The sequence below is a fragment of the Pseudarthrobacter ribosi genome (assembly GCF_055412865.1).
The window spans coordinates 284,301-301,755 of sequence record NZ_JBVAYZ010000001.1 but is presented as its reverse complement, the minus strand read 5'-3'; the positions used below and the strand labels follow the sequence as shown (position 1 = coordinate 301,755).

The 17,455-nt window shown below is 64.0% G+C and carries 16 protein-coding genes and 1 pseudogene; 6 read left to right on the top strand and 11 right to left on the bottom strand.

Annotated features, from left to right (window positions below; translation table 11 throughout):
- Positions 1-139 precede the first annotated feature (139 nt).
- The 4 genes from ACZYZ5_RS01285 to ACZYZ5_RS01270 all read right to left on the bottom strand — a co-directional run bounded on the left by ACZYZ5_RS01285 (position 140) and on the right by ACZYZ5_RS01270 (position 4,171).
- A complete protein-coding gene (locus ACZYZ5_RS01285) occupies positions 140-994 on the bottom strand; it encodes a YhjD/YihY/BrkB family envelope integrity protein (RefSeq protein ID WP_463898623.1) in 855 nt (284 codons plus the stop codon).
- A 329-nt stretch (positions 995-1,323) separates the two neighbouring features.
- Positions 1,324-2,046: a hypothetical protein gene (locus ACZYZ5_RS01280; protein WP_463898622.1), complete on the bottom strand. Its 723-nt coding sequence runs from the start codon at positions 2,044-2,046 to the stop codon at positions 1,324-1,326.
- Between the two features lie 5 nt (positions 2,047-2,051).
- Positions 2,052-2,441 carry a hypothetical protein gene (locus tag ACZYZ5_RS01275; RefSeq protein WP_463898620.1) on the bottom strand — a complete coding sequence of 130 codons (390 nt, stop codon included), beginning with the start codon at positions 2,439-2,441 and terminating at the stop codon, positions 2,052-2,054.
- A 134-nt stretch (positions 2,442-2,575) separates the two neighbouring features.
- The gene (locus ACZYZ5_RS01270; protein WP_463898760.1) at positions 2,576-4,171 is read right to left on the bottom strand and encodes an MFS transporter; all 1,596 of its coding nucleotides are present in this window, start codon (positions 4,169-4,171) and stop codon (positions 2,576-2,578) included.
- Positions 4,172-4,477: 306 nt separating this feature from the next.
- On the opposite strand from ACZYZ5_RS01270, the gene ACZYZ5_RS01265 reads away from it, so the two are divergent.
- The 4 genes from ACZYZ5_RS01265 to ACZYZ5_RS01250 all read left to right on the top strand — a co-directional run bounded on the left by ACZYZ5_RS01265 (position 4,478) and on the right by ACZYZ5_RS01250 (position 9,162).
- On the top strand, positions 4,478-5,248 hold the full coding sequence (locus tag ACZYZ5_RS01265) for a potassium channel family protein (RefSeq protein WP_463898619.1): 771 nt from the start codon (positions 4,478-4,480) through the stop codon (positions 5,246-5,248).
- Between the two features lie 348 nt (positions 5,249-5,596).
- Complete coding sequence (locus ACZYZ5_RS01260) at positions 5,597-5,944, top strand: cupin domain-containing protein (protein ID WP_463898618.1); 348 nt, start codon at positions 5,597-5,599, stop codon at positions 5,942-5,944.
- A gap of 239 nt (positions 5,945-6,183) precedes the next feature.
- Positions 6,184-7,548 (top strand): flavin monoamine oxidase family protein, encoded by a 1,365-nt coding sequence (locus ACZYZ5_RS01255; RefSeq protein WP_463898617.1) that lies wholly within the window; start codon positions 6,184-6,186, stop codon positions 7,546-7,548.
- Between the two features lie 249 nt (positions 7,549-7,797).
- Positions 7,798-9,162 (top strand): flavin monoamine oxidase family protein, encoded by a 1,365-nt coding sequence (locus tag ACZYZ5_RS01250; RefSeq protein ID WP_463898615.1) that lies wholly within the window; start codon positions 7,798-7,800, stop codon positions 9,160-9,162.
- A gap of 171 nt (positions 9,163-9,333) precedes the next feature.
- Here the strand turns inward: ACZYZ5_RS01250 and ACZYZ5_RS01245 are convergent, their stop codons facing one another.
- Entirely contained in the window at positions 9,334-10,491 is a 1,158-nt protein-coding gene (locus ACZYZ5_RS01245) for a SulP family inorganic anion transporter (protein ID WP_463898614.1), read from the bottom strand.
- Between the two features lie 103 nt (positions 10,492-10,594).
- Positions 10,595-10,909 (bottom strand): annotated as a pseudogene (locus tag ACZYZ5_RS01240) (SulP family inorganic anion transporter); the annotation flags it as partial.
- Between the two features lie 43 nt (positions 10,910-10,952).
- Here ACZYZ5_RS01240 and ACZYZ5_RS01235 point away from each other — a divergent pair.
- Positions 10,953-11,105: a hypothetical protein gene (locus ACZYZ5_RS01235; protein ID WP_463898769.1), complete on the top strand. Its 153-nt coding sequence runs from the start codon at positions 10,953-10,955 to the stop codon at positions 11,103-11,105.
- Positions 11,106-11,453: 348 nt separating this feature from the next.
- Here ACZYZ5_RS01235 and ACZYZ5_RS01230 read toward each other — a convergent pair whose 3' ends face one another.
- From ACZYZ5_RS01230 to ACZYZ5_RS01215, 4 genes are all read right to left on the bottom strand, one after another.
- Positions 11,454-12,074, bottom strand: a complete 621-nt coding sequence (locus ACZYZ5_RS01230) for a hypothetical protein (RefSeq protein WP_463898612.1) — start codon at positions 12,072-12,074, stop codon at positions 11,454-11,456.
- A gap of 287 nt (positions 12,075-12,361) precedes the next feature.
- Positions 12,362-13,084 (bottom strand): AAA family ATPase, encoded by a 723-nt coding sequence (locus tag ACZYZ5_RS01225; protein ID WP_463898611.1) that lies wholly within the window; start codon positions 13,082-13,084, stop codon positions 12,362-12,364.
- Between the two features lie 211 nt (positions 13,085-13,295).
- Positions 13,296-13,646, bottom strand: coding sequence for a hypothetical protein (locus ACZYZ5_RS01220; protein ID WP_463898610.1), 351 nt, complete (start codon positions 13,644-13,646; stop codon positions 13,296-13,298).
- A 136-nt stretch (positions 13,647-13,782) separates the two neighbouring features.
- Positions 13,783-14,637, bottom strand: coding sequence for an aminoglycoside phosphotransferase family protein (locus tag ACZYZ5_RS01215; protein WP_463898609.1), 855 nt, complete (start codon positions 14,635-14,637; stop codon positions 13,783-13,785).
- Positions 14,638-14,716: 79 nt separating this feature from the next.
- Between ACZYZ5_RS01215 and ACZYZ5_RS01210 the strand changes: the two genes are divergently transcribed.
- Positions 14,717-15,223, top strand: a complete 507-nt coding sequence (locus ACZYZ5_RS01210) for a GNAT family N-acetyltransferase (RefSeq protein ID WP_463898607.1) — start codon at positions 14,717-14,719, stop codon at positions 15,221-15,223.
- Positions 15,224-15,272: 49 nt separating this feature from the next.
- Here the strand turns inward: ACZYZ5_RS01210 and ACZYZ5_RS01205 are convergent, their stop codons facing one another.
- Positions 15,273-15,797 (bottom strand): AAA family ATPase, encoded by a 525-nt coding sequence (locus ACZYZ5_RS01205; protein WP_463898605.1) that lies wholly within the window; start codon positions 15,795-15,797, stop codon positions 15,273-15,275.
- Positions 15,798-17,455: the final 1,658 nt, after the last annotated feature.

Sequence of the window (17,455 nt, the reverse complement as noted above, 5' to 3'; positions counted from 1 at the left end):
ATGGCCTGCCACCACTCATGGAGTTGTTACTGCCGTAAATTTCATAGACAGCCGCATTCCAAGCCGGAGGGCCATCTCGATTTCGAGCTGGCCCTCCGGCTTCAGATGGCGGCCGCTGGATTTCCGGGCGGCAAGTGTCTCAACGCGGTTTCCTTGTCGACGGGATTTGAGCCGCGGCGGTCCCGCCTGAGCGGCTCCACAGCTGCCCGATCACGGTGAGGTGGATGACGCGGCCAATGGTCACTGCGACGAGGAACACTGACATCAGCACGAACAGCCACCCGATGTAGGAGAAGGCGAGCCCGAGGACGCCGAATTGATCGGCGGAGGAGGCGAACGCCCGCGGGAGATACACGCGCCCCACCACCGCGGCGACGGCGAATCCGAGTCCGGCGAGCACTGATCCCGGGAGGAGTGCCCGCAGGCTGACGCTCCGGTTGATCACCATCCAGGACGCGAACCACCACAGCGCGGACCAGACCGCCGCCTCGATGATGAATTCGAGCACCGACAAGGCACCGGTGCCGCGCACGACGTAGCGGGTCATGACCACGAGGACGAACCCGATGAGGATCGCAACAATCGTGACGACCCAGCGCCACGCGAAGCGGATGGGGGCCTTCGGTGTCTTCCAGATCCTGCGGAAGCACCGCTCGAGCGCGCGGGCGAAGGCGGTCGCGGCGAGGATGAGTAATAGCGCGCCGATGACTTGTGTGAACGTCACCCGTTCGATTGCTTGGGGAATCGACTGCTTCACAAGTTCAGCGGTGTCATCATCGAGGCTGAGGTTCTCAGCGAACAGCGCGTACGCCTCGGGGTTCAGGCTCCCCCGCAACGAACTGGCGACGATGAGGATCGGCAGGATCGAGGTGAACGCCTGCGCGGCGAGCGTCATCGCCCGATCGAACAGCTCAAGGTCACGAATGTCACGGAGAGCACGCAGCACAAAACGTCCGGCCGCGGAGCGCACGGTGGCCCGCACGAATCGGTTCACCGGCGGCTGAACCACCGGAGTCACACATGCCTGGCTTCGGCCGGCCGGAATGGTCCAGACACCCGACGACCGTGGCCTCGCGTCCACTTCGGCCGGAACCCGTCGACCGCGCCGTTAGTGACGCGAATAGGACCGTGAAACACGCCCGGCTGGCGGGTGGCCCACCGATTCCGCGCCAACACGAATGCGAGGGAAACCACGAGGACGATGAGGGCGACGCCGAGGATGACCACCAGCGCAATGACCATCAAGCACCTCCGAATTCCGGTTGATACACATCACTCGCACCGTTCGCAGCGGGCAACGCCGGCCCAGTCCCGGGAATTCTCCTAGACACTCAAGACGATTCCTTTCGAAGTGGAATCGAACCGAACAACCATCCGCTGCGCTCCGGGCAACGCCTGCCCATCGATGGCCTCGTGGGTGAGGTCGCCCTCCGCCCACAGGAACGCCAGCGAGCTGTTCGGGGGCACAAGCCCCTGTAGCTTTTTCAGCTGGCGTGCGGACAGGACGTTTCCCACGAACCATCCGTAGAGCGCCCCCGCGAGTATGCCGAAGGCGCCCCAGACGATGCCGGTGATCAGGCCGCCCCCGAGGAAGCCCAGGATCCCGCCGCCGCCGGTGAGGCCGCCGATCGCTCCAAAGATCAGCCCCAACATGCCCCAGCTCACCAGGGAGCTCCTGGCGGTAAAGCCCACCCCGAAGTTCGGGCTGTGCACGTGCAGTCGGCCACGTGCGTCGGACTCGAGCACCACCTCGACCTGCGGGAGGCCCGGATCGGGAGTCTTGCCCGTGGCGGCGAGCTTGGGGAGCGCTTCCCGGACGGTGTGCTGCCCGGGCAGACGCACCAGCAGCATGTTCAACAGCGTGTCCTCGTCGGCGCTCTTCCCGGCTGCCGGCGGCTGCCCGGCCGGCCCGGCGGCTAGCACGGCGGGGCCAGCAGGGGCGGCCAGCACCCGGGCCGACAGCTCCCCCGAGACCGCCACCAGACTTGCTGTCGTCGCCTCGTACGCCGCCGTGGTCGACAGGAGCGCCTCGTCAGCGGATTTCATGAACATTACGATCGCTGACGAGCCGGCCGCATGCCCTCCCCGATACCGCTCAGCTGTGTCCCGCTCAGGGGCTGCTCGCGGTAGTAGGCAAAGAGCCCTCCGCAGACGGCGCCGATCACCGCCCACCCGATCGGGCCGATTAGCCCGCTGCTGAGCGCGCCAAACACGCCCCACGTCAGTGCCGCGGTCAGGGCGCCCGCCATTGTGCGCTGCGGGTCATAGACCCTGGCCTTCCCTTGCCCGTCGACCCGGATGATGGCCGTATCGAGGACGGCGCTGCCTTGCTGTTCGAGTTGCTTGCTTAGTGGGCGCCGTATCTGGGCGGCGCGTTTGGGCCCGTCGAAGCACAGGAGCAGAACCCCGAGCGCCGACGCCGACCCGTCCCGATCCTGCACGATGTATCTCCCTCTGCTGTCACGTCATTCCCGCACCGCGCGCTAATACTGCGAGAGCCCGAGGTCCCGGCGCGCTCGGTCAATTCTCGAGCGATGTCACACCGGCAAACCCCGCCCGCCGAAGGCCCGGGGGCTCAGCCCAGGAGGCTGCCCTCGCCGGTGCCGGCCGGCTTGGGGTCGGGGATCCGCATCATGCGGAAGGAGGTGCCGAGTCCGGCGAGGCCGGCGAGGATCGGGACGAACAGGGCGATCTGGAGGGCCAGGGGCCGTGCCTCGGTGTTGATGCGGATGATTTCGTTCTGGATGTCCTCCGGCTGGCCGGCGAGTTGTTGCTGGAGTTGTGCGTCGCTCATCAATTGGGCGTCCTCTTCCAGGACGGTTGCGACCTGCTGCTTATCGTCAGGGGGGAGGACGGTGCTGGCATTGGACAGGCCGATGAAGATGGTCGAGAGCGATGCGAGCATGATGCCGCCGGCGAACGCGAGCCCGAACGATAGACCGAATGATCCTGCGGCCGAGTTCACGCTGGCGGCCTCGCTGACCCGCTCGTCCGAGATCGGGGACAGGGTGTAGTTGTTCAGCTGGGATACCAGCAGCCCCAGGCCAAATCCTGAAATGATCAGCGGGATCAGGAGCCACCAGCCGGAGTCCGCGCGCGGCACGATCGGGACCAGCACCACCAAACCCACGACCAGGAACAGGAACCCCCACCGGATGAGGCTGGCCGGGCGCCGCTTCCCGGATCTCTTCCCGGCGATCATGGCGACCAGGAACATGGTCAGTGAGAGCGGGGCGATCGACAGCCCTGACTGCATCGCGTTGTAGCCGAGGACCATCTGAAGGTAGAGGGGCAGCACGATCATCGTCCCGCCCAGGGCGATCTGCTGGAGCATCTGGCCGGTGGCGCCGAAGCGGAAGGTTTTGGCCTGGAACAGGTCCGGGTCCAGCAGTGTCGGCTTGTGGCGGCGTTTGCGCTGAACGAGCCAGTAGACCAGGCCGCCGAGTCCGACCGCACCGACGGCCAGGAGTGCGCCGACCGCCTCGCCGCCTTCCTGCCAGACCAGGATGCCGAGCACGACCCCGCCCATGCCGACGATGGACAGGACCGATCCGAAGATATCGAGCTCCCGGGGCCCAGTGTACGGGACGTCCTTGACGAGTTTGATTCCGGACAGGACGATCGCGATGATGAGCGCCTCGAGCCCGAAGGCGACGCGCCAGGACAGGTAGGTGGTGAGGAAGCCGCCCAGCAGAGGCCCGACCGCGGCGGCGATCGCTGCCGAGGCTCCGACCAGGGCGTAGACCCGGTGCTGGGCATCTCCCTCGAAGTTGCCGTGGATGAGGGACTGCATGGCGGGAAGCAGGAGCGAGGCGCCCAGGCCTCCGATCAGGGCCCAGCAAATGATGATCGGGACCAGACTCTGGGCCAGGGTCATCGCCACGGCACCGACCGCGTAGCAGCAAAGCCCGATGACGTAGGCGCGTTTGCGCCCGATCAGGTCCCCGATCTTGCCACCGATCAGGATAAAGGCCGCGGAGACCAGCGCCTCAAGGGCGATGGTCGACTGGAGTCCGCTGACGGTCGCACCGATGTCGTCCACCACGGCGGAGATCGAGACGTTCATGATCGACGTATCGACGACGAGGACGAACATCGCCATCGCCAGCAGCAGCGCGAGTCTTTGGTTGAACGGTGCCGGTTTGTTCCCGGCGTCGTTGGGCGGGTTCATCAGAGGCCTGCTCGGCTCGGGGGGTTTGGATTCGTGTTCGGCGGACATGTCGCCTCCTCAGGCGGTCGCACGGGCAGGTTCACCGGTGAGCGTGCCTGCACGAGCAAATACAACCAACACCTTTCCTGACTGCGACAGGCGTGAACAGAGGCCAAGGTCCCGCCCAAGAATGCAACGCGGCGCGATGGGACCGCCCGGTCTTTCCTGGGGAAGGCGCTTCGGGCCGGCGGAGGACAGAGGTGGGGCCCGCGATCAGGGCATCAATTTCGTGAGGACACCCGGGAAACAAAGTCCTACGATTCAGCCATGACGCAAGAGACGTGGCAAAAGTATTCCGAGTGGCCCCTCCTCGGTGCGGCTTTCCTCTTCCTGGCCGCCTACTCCATCCTGGTCATTGCCGAACCGCCGGACCCCTACGCCACCGCCCTGATATTCATCTTGGGGGCAACGTGGCTGACTTTCGCCGTCGACTACATCGCGAAGTTGTTCCTGGCTCCGCGGCCGGGCCGGTGGTTCGTCCGTCATCCCCTGGAATTGCTGATGGTGCTGGTCCCGGTGGTGCGGCCATTGCGCCTCCTGGGTCCGTTCTCCTTGCATAAAGTGATGGACCGGGCCCCGGGCACTGCCATCAGAACCCGCGTCATGGCCTACGTCGTTGCCTCCGCTGTCCTTCTGATCTACACCGTGGCCCTGAGCGTTCTCAGTTTCGAAAGGGGCGCCCCGAACGCGAACATCACGACCATGGGGGACTCATTGTGGTGGGCGGCAGTCACCATCGCCACCGTCGGCTACGGCGACTTTTACCCCGTAACCGTTCCGGGCCGGTGGGCCGCGGCCACGCTGATGGTCGGCGGGATTGCCGCCCTGGGCATGGTCACCGCCACCCTCTCTTCCTGGCTCGTGGAAAGCGTGAGCGCCGCAACGGAACTACGAACGAAAGCGGCCGAAACCGCCAAGGACGAGGAACTTGCCCGCCTCACAGCCCGGATCGAGATACTCCAGAACCAGTTGGCCCGCGATCCGGGGGAAACCGACTCCAGCCACGCCAAAGACAACCCACATAAGGAACCAGGCTAGGGGAAACAACCCTGCCGATGGCAAAGACGAATTGCCAGGCCAAGGGCCACCCCAGACCCACAGAACCCATCCGAGGCCCTACGGGCCAACGCGGTCACGCATTCCGGGCCCGGTTCACTGCCCGCGATATCACCCCTTCCGGGTGGTGACGCTGAATAGCCCGGAGGCGTGTGATGGGCATACACGCCGGAACTCAATAGGGAATTCCCTGTGTCCGCCATCGCCGCCCCAGGCACAAGCCGCCGAACCCGCACGTCCGGGTCCTCGCCTGCCGAGGCACTGGCACAAAGAGCCGTCGTAGTAAACAGATGGGCCGCGTAACCGCCGGCCCCACCTTTTGGAGGAAACATGGCAAACACCACTGAATACCTCAGCTCCTCCGTGACCGCCGAGTCATGGGAACCGCTCATCGAGGAAGGCCGGGAGACCGGTCAGGTCCACTGGCTTCGCGGGGAGGCGGAAGGACTCCCGCTGGCGGGACTTTGGAAGATTAGCCCCGAGGAGGGCGACTTCCCTTACAAGGCCATGTTCGGCTTAGACACCTTCCACGTCATCCAGGGTGAAGCAGAACTGGAAACCTCCTCCGGGGAGAAAATCCAGCTCGTCCCCGGCGGCATCTACTCCTTCCCCGAGGGTTTCACCGCCACCTGGCGGACCCGGTCACCGTTCATGAAGTTCTTCGTGGTGGCCAGATAACAACCGGAGACCGGAGCGCGATCCCTGCCGTCTGCCCCGGCAACGCATACAGGACTCTGTCGATTCCATGCGGGGGCGAGCAAATCCATCCCTATGGCCCCCACGGCGTGTTCCGGGAAAGCCTGCGGCAGGCGCCTCCGATGCCTGGGCCGACTGGCCCTATTTAGACAGACAGGTTGACACTCACGACCAAGCCCTTGCCACAAATCGAGCAATTCAGTCGCAAAAGGAGAATCAGCATGCACAACCAGTCCTCTCATGTCGATGTTGTCGTCGTCGGGGCAGGCTTCGCCGGCCTGACCGCGGCCCGGAACCTCAGCAAGGCCGGCGTGTCGGTGGTCGTGCTGGAGGCCGACGACCGCGTCGGCGGCCGATCCATGCCTGGAACTCTTGCAGGGTATGTCGTGGACCTTGGCGGGCAGTGGGCCGGCAGTAACCAGACCCACCTGCTGAACCTGGCCAAGGAGTTCGGGGTCCAGACCTATCCGCAGTACGTCGAGGGCGAGCACATCCTGGACGTCACGGGGCGCGAGGCCCGCTACAAGGAAGGCGAAGACCTTCCCCTTGAACCCGCGGATGTCGCAGAGTTCAACAGGCTGATGGGCGACCTGGACTCCCTGATCGGCAAGGTCGACGTCACCGCACCCGGGTCCGTGGAGGGCGCGGACGGCCTTGACTCCCAGACGTTCGAGAGCTGGCTGCAGACTGCCACCACCTCGGAGCCGGCGCGGGCCGTCTTCCGGGTGATCGCGCAGACCGTGTATTGCGTCCAGCCCGGCCAGATGTCACCGTTTGCCGTGATGTTCTACAACGCCGCGGACGAGGGGATGGGACACATGATCGGAACCGTTGGCGGCGCCCAGGAGACCCTCTTTGTGGGCGGGGCCTGGCAGATGGCCGCGAAGATGGCCGAGGGACTCGGCGACGCGGTCATCGTGAACGCGCCGGTACGGTCGATCGAACAGACCGACGACGGGGTGACGGTCACCTCCGACGCCGGTGTCTGGACGGCTGCGTTTGTCGTGGTGGCCGCCCCTCCGCCGATGGCCGGCCGGATCTCCTACACTCCCCCGATGCCCCCGCGCCGGGACGCCTTGACCCAGCGGATGCCGATGGGCAGCATCATCAAAATCCACGTCGCCTACCAGACACCGTTCTGGCGCGCCAACGGTCTGACCGGATCAATCCTCTCCGACCGCACGATCACGGGCTTTTGGATGGACCATACGGTCCCAGGCGTCGAAACCGGCGGCATGGTCGGCTTCTTCGGCGGCGGCTACGCCCAGACCTGGGCCGAGCGTTCCCCCGAAGAGCGGCGCGCCCAGGTCCTTGAAGATCTCGCCACCTACCTGGGACCCGAGGCGAAGAACCCGATCGAGTATCTGGAACGGTCCTGGCCGGCCGCCCCCTGGCAGCGGGGAGCGTACTGGGCCATGCCCAGCCCGGGCGCCCTGACCGCCTTCGGGGAAGCCCTGCGGGCGCCGGTCGGCCGGATCCATTGGGCCGGCACCGAAACGGCCGACGAAAACATCGGCTATTACGACGGCGCAATCCAGTCCGGTGAACGGGTCGCCGGCGAGATCGTCAAGCAGCTTAAGTCCTAGCCAATCGTCGTCGGGAGTGACCTTCTAAGGGTGGATCCACGGTCAAAAGGACACTCCCGCACGGACTCTTGACGGCACCGGCGGGGTGGGTACTGCGCCCGGCGCGCATCGCCGCCTCACCCCGGGCGGGTGATGCGCGAGGCGCTGCACTGGCGGATGGTGGTCAGGTGTGGCCGTGCCGGATTTGGCATGGACCCGGGGGGAGGGACCTTTGGCGAGCAAGTCTGCCGCAAATAAAGGAGATTCAGCATGAATAACCAGTCCTCTCATGTCGATGTTGTCGTGGTAGGGGCCGGTTTCGCGGGCCTGACCGCGGCCCGAGACCTCAGGAAGGCCGGTGTTTCGGTCGTCGTGCTGGAGGCCGACGATCGCGTCGGCGGCCGATCCATGCCGGGCAGTATCGCTGGGTATGTCGTGGACCTTGGTGGGCAGTGGGTGGCCAGTTCTCAGGCTCACCTGCTGGCACTGGCCGAGGAGTTCGGGGTCAAGATGTACCCGCAGTACGTCGGGGGCGAGCACATCCTGGACGTCACGGGGCGCGAGGCCCGCTACAAGGAAGGCGAAGACCTTCCCCTGGAGCCCGCAGATCTGGCGGAGTTCAACAGGCTGGTGGGCGAGATAGAGGCCGTGGCCGGCAAGGTCGACGTCGCCGCACCATGGACTGTGGAGGGCGCGGACGGCTTTGACGCCCAGACGTTCGAGAACTGGCTGCAGAATTCCACCACCTCGGAACCGGCGCGGGCCGTGCACCGGCTGATCGCGCAGACAATATTTTGCAGCCAGCCCGGCCAGCTCTCACCGCTGACGGCCATCTTCTATGCCGCTGCGAACGAGGGGATGGAGCACATGATCGGCACGGTCGGCGGCGCCCAGGAGACGCTCTTCGTGGGCGGCGCGTGGCAGATGGCCTCGAAGATGGCCGAGGAGCTCGGCGACGCGGTCATGGTGAACGCCCCGGTGCGGTCGATCGCGCAGACCGATGGCGAGGTGACAGTCACCTCCGACGCCGGCGTCTGGACCGCAGAGTTGGCCGTGGTGGCTACTGCCCCGCCGATGGCCGGCCGGATCTCCTACACTCCCCCGATGCCCCCGCGACGGGACGCACTCACCCAGCGGATGCCGATGGGCAGCGTCATCAAGCTGCATGTCGCATACCAGACGCCGTTCTGGCGCGACAAGGGTCTCAGCGGAGCAATCCTCTCCGACCGTACGGTCACGGGCATGTGGATGGACCATACGGTCCCGGGCGTCGAAACCGGCGGCATGGTGGGCTTCTTCGCCGGCGGCCACGCCCAGACCTGGGCCGAGCGTTCCCCCGAAGAACGGCGCGCCCGCGCCATTGAAGATCTCGTCACCTATCTGGGACCCGAGGCGAACAACCCGATCGAGTACCAAGAACAGTCCTGGCCGGCCGCCCCCTGGCAGCGCGGAGCATACATGGCCATCCCCAGCCCGGGCGCCCTGACCTCCTTCGGGGAAGCCCTGCGGGAGCCGGTCGGCCGGATCCACTGGGCCGGCACCGAAACGGCCGACGTCAACGTCGGCTATATCGACGGCGCCATCCAGTCCGGTGAGCGGGTCGCCGGGGAAGTCGTCAAGCAGCTCAGGCACTAGCCAATCGTCGTCGTGCCTTAGCCGCAGATACCGGGTGGTCACCCCCGTCCAAAGACCTGGACAGGGTGAGCACCCGTTGACCTCCTGAAACTCCTGGTGGATCGCCCGTTCCCCGCGTGCACCGGCAGCGCACCTGGGGCGCGCCCCTGACGCACTCGACGTCCTGCCCGGTTATTCCCCAGTACTCCATTGGGCACCGGTCTCGGCCATGTAGGCCGCCACGGCTGCGTCGATCGTGCGGTAGAAGTGGCGCGGATCGATGGTGCGGGTCAGTTCGTAGCGTTCGATCTTCTCCCGGACTCCGTGCTTGAGCTCCGCGAACACCAGCGAGGTGCCCTGCGCATTCAGCTCCACGTCCAGCTCAAGCAGTACATCCGCCGCGGTTGTGTCGACGTCGGTAATGGGTTCGGCCGCGATGATGATCCACCGCGGTTTGGGTTCGGTGCGGGCCAGCCGCCGGATGTTTTCCCGGAACGGCCGGACGTTGGCGAAGAACAACGGCGCGTCGAAGCGGTAGATGACCAGCCCGGGCAGGTGCTGCGCGTCGGGATGGAAATGCACATCGTGGAATCCCTCGATTCCCGGCACGCGTCCGATCACCGTCTCGTAGGGCCACCAGGCCCGGCGGAAGATGTGGAGGATGGACAGGCCCACGGCGATGCCGATGCCGGGCAGGACACCCAGGAACGCCACCCCCAGGAAGGCTGCGAGCGAGAGATTGAATTCGGTTTTGCGCTGGTGCCAGAGCCGCACGGTGCCCGGAATATCTGCCAGCGAAAGGGATGCGGTAATCACAATGGCTGCCAATGCCGGCTGCGGCAGGTTCCGGAACAGCCCCGGCAGCAGCACCAGCATGAGGAGGATCAGCACGGCACCGGTCAGGCCGGTGAGCTGGGTCTTCGAGCCGGAGCGTTCCGCGACCGCGGTCCGGGAGCCACTGGTGCTCACCGGGAAACCCTGGAACAGGCCGGCAGCGAGGTTCGCCGCACCGATGCCGATCATTTCCTGGTTGCCACGGACCTCCTCACCGGAGCGCGCGGCGAATGCCGACGCCGTCGAGATCGTGTCAGTCAACGACACCAGCGCAATCCCCAGGGCGCCGGCGAACATCAGGGCGATGTCCGAAAACTCCAGGAAGGGGATGGTGAACGGCGGGAAGCCCTGCGGGAGTTCCCCGACGAGCGAGACGCCGCGGTCCGCGAGGCCAAAGAGCGTCGTCGCACCGATCGCGAGCACCACCATGACGAGCACCGACGGGACCTTGGGCAGCCAGCGTTGCAGAGCCAGGATCAGCACAATTCCGGCGATACCGACGGCGGCAGCTGCCACCACCGTCTGGCCGGTGGCGACGCCTGAGGTCTCCGATGAAGCCCTCGCTGTCCACCTTGAATCCGAAGAGCTTCGGGAGCTGGCCCACCAAGATGGTGATGGCGAGACCGTTCATGTACCCGATCATCGTGGGTTTGGAGATCAGGTCCGCGATGAAGCCGAGCTTGGCGACCGACGCCAGGACCATGATGACACCGACCATCAGCGCCAGCATCGACGCGAGGACCACCGCCTCCTGCGGGTCCCCGTCGGATGCCACCAGCGGCAGGACCGTGGCCGCGATCATCGGGCCGAGCGAGGAGTCCGGCCCCAGCACCAGAATGCGGGACGGGCCGAAGACCGCATAGGCGACCAGACAGAGGATCGTAGTGTACAGCCCGGTGATCGGGGGCAGCCCGGCCAGCTCCGCGTAGGCCATGCCCTGCGGAACGAGCAATGTCGCCAGGACAATTCCGGCGACGATGTCCTTGCCGAACCAGCTCTTCTGGTACGTCGCGGCGACGTCGAGGCCGGGCATCACCTGGCGCAGCCGGCCCTTCCTCTGCTGCGGAGTCTCCGTCATGACTGCACTCTTCCGGGCGACACCGCCCCGCTGCATCCTCCGCCGGGGGTGACCCGGGTCAGCCGACGCGTGGGTCCTAGTACCCCGACGCACGGACAACGACAGAGGGGTGTCCCATTTCCTTGGAACCGGGACACCCTCGGTGGGACGGTCCCCGCTGACCGCGAACCGCAGCCCGCCGCGTAACCTGGCTGTCCCGTATGTTGTCTCAAAATGCCCGCCACGATTACCCGTCACAGGTGCAACTTTCGGCACGGTGCACGGATTGTGACTGAACCCGGGATAGCGAATAAATCGCAGCTTGAAATGGCGGTTCTGGTGTTCCGTTTACGGATCCTCCACCGAGCCACCTCCGTTTGTCATCTGCCTCAGGTAGAGGCTCCCTTTTGCGAACATATCGCTACCAATCCTTTCGGAGTGTCTCGTCCGGAACGACATAGGAGCTGGAGTAGTGAATCCAATCGTTCCTGCGTCCCTCCCTGAAAAGGCGGTCTGCAACCATCTGGCACTCCTGCCAATCCTTCCGGGAGTCCTGCGGCCCATAGCCGACAGCTTCACCGAGCTGATCCAACGTCACCAGCCGCGTGACTCCCGGCGCAGTCGCTACTTCGTAAGAGAAGGTTCCTTTGCGGGAAAACCATCCCTTGCGGACGGGAGCTTCGATCAGACGGAAGTAAGTGCTTCCATTGGCGAACATGGCAGCAGCCGCGCTCTCTTTCGATTCCGGCTCAGCATTGACGAAATCCGTGAACTTCTGGAGAAGCTCTTCGTACTCGGCGTTGAGGACTTCATCAACCGCTCCGTCCTTCTGCACGTACCGGTCACTGAGGCTTCCGCTGCCGCCCTTCATTGACGAGCGGAGCCACAGTCGAACCTCCTCCACAGACTCTTCCGATGGTTCGTTCTGAAGCGCTCTGGCAAGGGATTCGTATTTGAGCGCCAAGACAGAGAGATTCATGTGTTTTAGCAAGGACGCAAAACGCACCATGTCGGCTGCCAGTACTTGAGTGTCCGTTTTCATCAGGCTTCTTTCGTGTGTAGGGCTAAAGCTAACCACGGGGGGGCGGTCACATTCATCGGTATTCCGGGTCTGAGGAGCTGGAACGGTGAATCAGTGCTCGGCACCCGGTCTGCCGCAACCGCTGGCTCCTCCGATAGCTTCGATGCGCACTACCAAATTGAAGTATCCACCTACGGTCAGGATCGATTCCCCCATAATCCACGGGGCCCAGACGCATCCCACGATGAGCGCCAGCGCGAGGATGTAATAGGCAATGCGCCCTTTGCCCATCCCCGACCGGGCGTCCCCTAAAGGTGTCGCAGGTATCTTTCAGGTGAGTCCAGGAATGATCGCCAGTTGGAAACCAAATCGAGGTCGGACCATTTTTGCTGCCGAAGTCCCCACGGGCCGACTTCTAGAATCTTCGCGCCGGGAAGTGCTGCAAGAACCGGGGAGTGTGTGGACATGATGACTTGCGAGGAGCCTTCGGCGAGGAGATCTTTCAAGACCGCGAGGAGGCTGAGGCATCCCGCGAAGGACAGCGCCGATTCCGGCTCATCGAGGACCCATAATCCGCGTCCTCGGAAGCGATCCACCGCCAGTTCCAAGAACGATTCGCCGTGTGACATGTCGTGGAACGAGATGTCCGGACCAGAGGTGCTCGGGTTCTTCTCGAGGTAGGTGAAGAAGCCGTGCATGGTTTCCGCGCGCAGAAAGTAGCCGCGTCTTGTGGCGCCGGCGTTCCGGACAAGCTGCAGGTGATCGGCAAGTATGGACTCCGTGGATCTGGTGCTGTGGCGGGCTCCTGTAGATCCGCCTTCAGGAGACAGGCCATAGGCCAGCGCGATGGCTTCCACGAGAGTGGATTTTCCCGACCCATTTTCGCCGACGAAGATAGTCGCCGGGGTCAGATCGAGCCCGTGATCCAGAATCTGGGCGACAGGGGCCAAGACACCCGGCCACCGACCGCGGTCGAGGAGGTGGGCCGGGTCTTCGCCCACCCGTCTGATCGGAAAGTTATGCGGAAGCATGCCCCATTCTTGCAGGCAACTCTCGCTGTCTTCCTCCAACGCAGAGGGGCCTAACGGGGACCAAGAATTGGCCCGAACCATCCAAGGTACCTTTCCGGGCACCCACCAACACTCGAAACACAGCGAATCATGTCTCACATCCCCGCCCGTTCAAACCTTCCCGTAAGCCGGTGGGCCGTCGAACACCAAGCGCCAGAGGTGACTGCCCCAACTAGGAAACTAAGACGACCGCACCTGACTCGCCATAGGTCTGCCGATCTACGACGCCATCGTGGGGGTCCCATGAAGCCGACTTGAATCCCTCAATCCTCAATGCCGGATATTTCTCGAACTCCGTCTTGACGATGGTCACGTTGCCTTCACATATCAGTTCCCTTCCACCTTCAATCTCGATTTTGAGCCCATCCGGAAGATCCACGGCGGAGGTGAGAGCGAAGAGGGAATCGAAAGGCCTCCCGTACCAACCGTCAGGTAGCACCAGGCCAGCCCGTCCGTGCTTTGCGAAGAAACGCTCAACTATATGGGCAGGCGGACCAAGAGTCATCCAGGGCTTACGGGTCATAGGTCGATCCTACCGACGGGCTTCTTTCACCGGACCCGCCCTCCGTCCGCCCGGCGATGCTCGTCGCAACGCCACTGTGCGGCTGCCTCAGTCCGCCCTCACTGATGCCCATAAGCCGATCCCTGATCGTGCATGTCTAGGTAGCTGCTGGATCGTGAAGTGATCCTGCCTCAAGCCGACGCGCGAGGTTCGACAGTGCGTGGCTTTGGAGCTTGCGGTCTGCCCCAAGCGCTGCGGCCGCCGCTACCTGCAGGGGTAGAGATGCGCGGTACACCTTCGCTCGCGCCAGCACGTCTGCGTCCACGATTTCCCCTACTTTGGCCGCGCCGTAAAACCCGATGAGGGGAGCAACATCGATAGCAGGGTCTGCCGCACACGCGTTGTCGAAGTCGATAAGGCCTGGTGCGCCTGACTCATCCCACAGAATGTTGTACGGACCGAAGTCACCATGGACGAGGGAAGGGGTCACATCTTCTTCGAGACTGAGAACCTCCCGCACCACAATTTGAGCAGCTTCCCGCACAGGAGAGCCGAAATCTGCCGTGATGCGCTCAACGACGTCAGGCCAAGAGTTTCCGCCGCACCACGAGCGTGCAGCAGGCAACCCAGCCGGTAGCTGCGCACATTGAAGGTCATCGAGGATATCGGCGAAGTAGTGCCGGACCTCATGCCACGGCCGATCCGCCATATGGGCTCCCCCGATGACTGTGGACGCCATCGCTGACCAGGTGTCACCTGTCAGTGTTCGAAGGAGCTTCGGGACGCGGGTCTTGAGCCCGACATTGCTGACGGCGAGGAGCACAGCGCTCTCGCGGGCGATCTGCGCCTCATGGTTAGCAGCAAAGGACACACGCACGGCGCCGGTTGACCCCAGCACCGCGACATGATGAAAAGCTCCATGGCTGTAGACGGGGCTTGTCCACGCCAAATCTGACCAAACACTCCGAAGAGCCGACCAAGCCGCGGAGGCGTCACGCTCACGAGTGCTCATAGCCAGCAGTCTGCCATTACACCGAACGTCCCGCTGAGGGATCCCTCACCGGACCGCTCGTCGGCGGTACCGTTGGACCATGTCGCTGCTCGTCCGCCCTTCGGTTGCACTGCACGCGGCGTGGCTAGAGGCACACGAGGAATGGGGCTACGGCCCCCATGAGGATGGTTTCCGTTTGGTGGAAACCGACGATGTCCGATCGTCAGAAGGATTCCGCATGTTCATCCATCGGCTCGTGGCCAAGGAAGGGTCGCCTGACGACGGCTGCACCTTTCGATGGATCGTCGAGGACTACGAAGTCCTCGGGGGAATCGCTCTGCGCCACGAATCAGCCCACGACGTCGACGTGCTGGGGCACGTGGGCTATGGACTCCGCCCGTCTGCCAGAGGCCGCGGCCTCGCCGCCGCCGCGCTCCGTGAAATGCTGAGTCTGGCGAAGGCCCGCGGCATGAATCAAGTCCTGCTGGCCTGCTTTGCGGACAACATTTCCTCCGTGAAGACCATCGAACGCTGCGGAGGCGTTCTAGACCGAATCGTCACGACAGACCAAGGGGAACTCGGGCGCTACACGATCAGGCCCTGCTAGCGGCCAGCGATCCCTCAGCGCACACAAGCACGTCGGACCTTCCTGGATCTCAGCGACCAAGCACCGAATCCGCGATCTGCTGCGCGGCTTGGTCCGCTGTGATGTGTGTGGTGTCGATGACCTCGGCTTCATTGTGCAGCCAGGTATGAACTGCCTCGGCGTATGGCTCCAAGTACGCGAAGCGGAACGTCGAGGGGCCGAGGACTTTGTCGTTCTGTATACGGTCGCGGAGCGTGGCCTGGTCGGCGTGGAGCACGAAATGCTGGATCGGTATGCCGTGCTCGGTGAGGCCATCGCTGATCTCCCGCCAGTAGCTCTCGACCAAGACAGTCATCGGCATCACGAGTGTGCCGCCGGTGTACTCGAGCACCCGCCGAGCGGTTTCGACAACAAGCGTCCGCCACGGCTCCCAGTGCTGGAAGTTATCCGTTGCAGGAAGTCCCGGCTTGATGTCCATGAGCACCTCACCGACCTTCTCAGCGTCGAGGACTCGCGCGTCGGGCAGCAATTGCTGCACGAGCGCGCTCGTCGTCGTCTTTCCCGCCCCGTGGGTGCCGTTGAGCCAAACAATCATGGACCGAACTCTAGTGCCAAAGAATTCTCCTTCATGGCCCGCCCGTAAGCCGGTCCCCCACCGGCGAAGGCGCGCCCCAAAAGTTTCCAGATCACGATCGCCGCATTTCTGCCGCCGGTCGATTCCCGTAAGACCCGCCCGCAAAATGCCCGGTGACGGGGGCTATAAGGTACATACAACGCGATGGCAGGACTCCTCATCTGATATGCCCTCGTATCCACGAATGACCGCCGCGATCGCACAGGCGATCGGAAAGATCCGGTGTGGGTCGTCGACGCGCTGCACGCCCAGCATGCGTTGACTGCGGCGGATTCAGAGATCGTCGGGATCTGATTGAGGGCAGGGTGGCGTGGCCAGCTCCCACGGTCAAAAGAGCGAGGACAGCGATGCAGGATACCCAGAAGCCGGATGCGCGATGTCGGGAAAAATGATGGCTCCGGTGGCGGGCTAACTGGTGGGAAGTCCATGGCGGCAAGGCCCACCGGTTCCTGCAACTCGCCCCGAGGCTGACCCGCCTGCTGACTGGCCAGGCTCAGCGAGCTCATGATCAGCTTCGGATCAGTGGCCATGTCATGCCGTTCCCCCGTGCAGTCCTGCATGAACAGATATCAGAGCGGGAATGCTGGACCGGCCGCAACCCAGGTCAATCTAAAGAATATTCAGCAAGTCATGTTGTACGCGGCCCTGGCCACCATGAAGTGGTGAACGCGAAAACCCAAGGGAAGGACGAACGAGGATGAACCCCCAGCAGAAACCCCGCAAGGAGGCAACCGGCCGGCCGTAGTCAGCCACTCCCCCACACAACCGAATAGGTCTATCCGGGAACCCGCACACCCCGGAACACCAGATCAGAGGCAAGAGTGTGGACACGCTCCACACGAAAAAACACAAAAAGGCCCCTGACCTGCGGAAACACTGTGCCCGAGGTGGGACTCGAACCGGGTTCCAGGCCTTGCAAACACTGGGAACTCCCGAAAACATAGGCAATCCGAGCCAGTCCGGCCGATGTACGGCCCGATCCGAAGCCAAAAGTGTGGACACTGTCCACACCCCCAATTCTCCCCACCAGAGGCCTCCCCCAAACAGCCGTGCCCCGCCTCGACAGGGTGCGGCGCTTCTTTGCCCTGAAAACCCTGATCCCTGCTGGAGAAGTCCAACCGTGGCTGCATCCGGGTCCTGGCCGCGCTTGTTGCCGAGTCCCGGGCACGCCGCACGGCGCTCTGAGGTTCTAGGCTCTCCATCACGAAGTCACCTCCCTTCAAACCATTCATGATCCGATCGGCGGACCGCTGCATGACCGGGCAACGCCCCTTCAGACGCTGACCGCGGACTACCAGAGCAAGACGAAAACAACGGAACCCGGCGGCGCCACCAGCCGCGCCACAGCACGGTGCCAACGATCAGGGCCGCGCCCCGAACGCGGGACCAACTGCCCGACGACGACATAGCGTTGGGACTCGAACCGGGTTCCAGCCCTTGAATTTCCGTCACTCCCCCGAAAACCTCCGCGATCCGGCCCAGTCCTGTACCAGTACGACCCGATCCGAAGCCCAAAGTGTGGACAATATCCACACCCCATATTCACCTTTCCAAAGCGCCGCACGCCCGTCGAAGGGATGCGGTGCTTGTTAGTACCGGCAGATCCGCCCGCTGCAGTA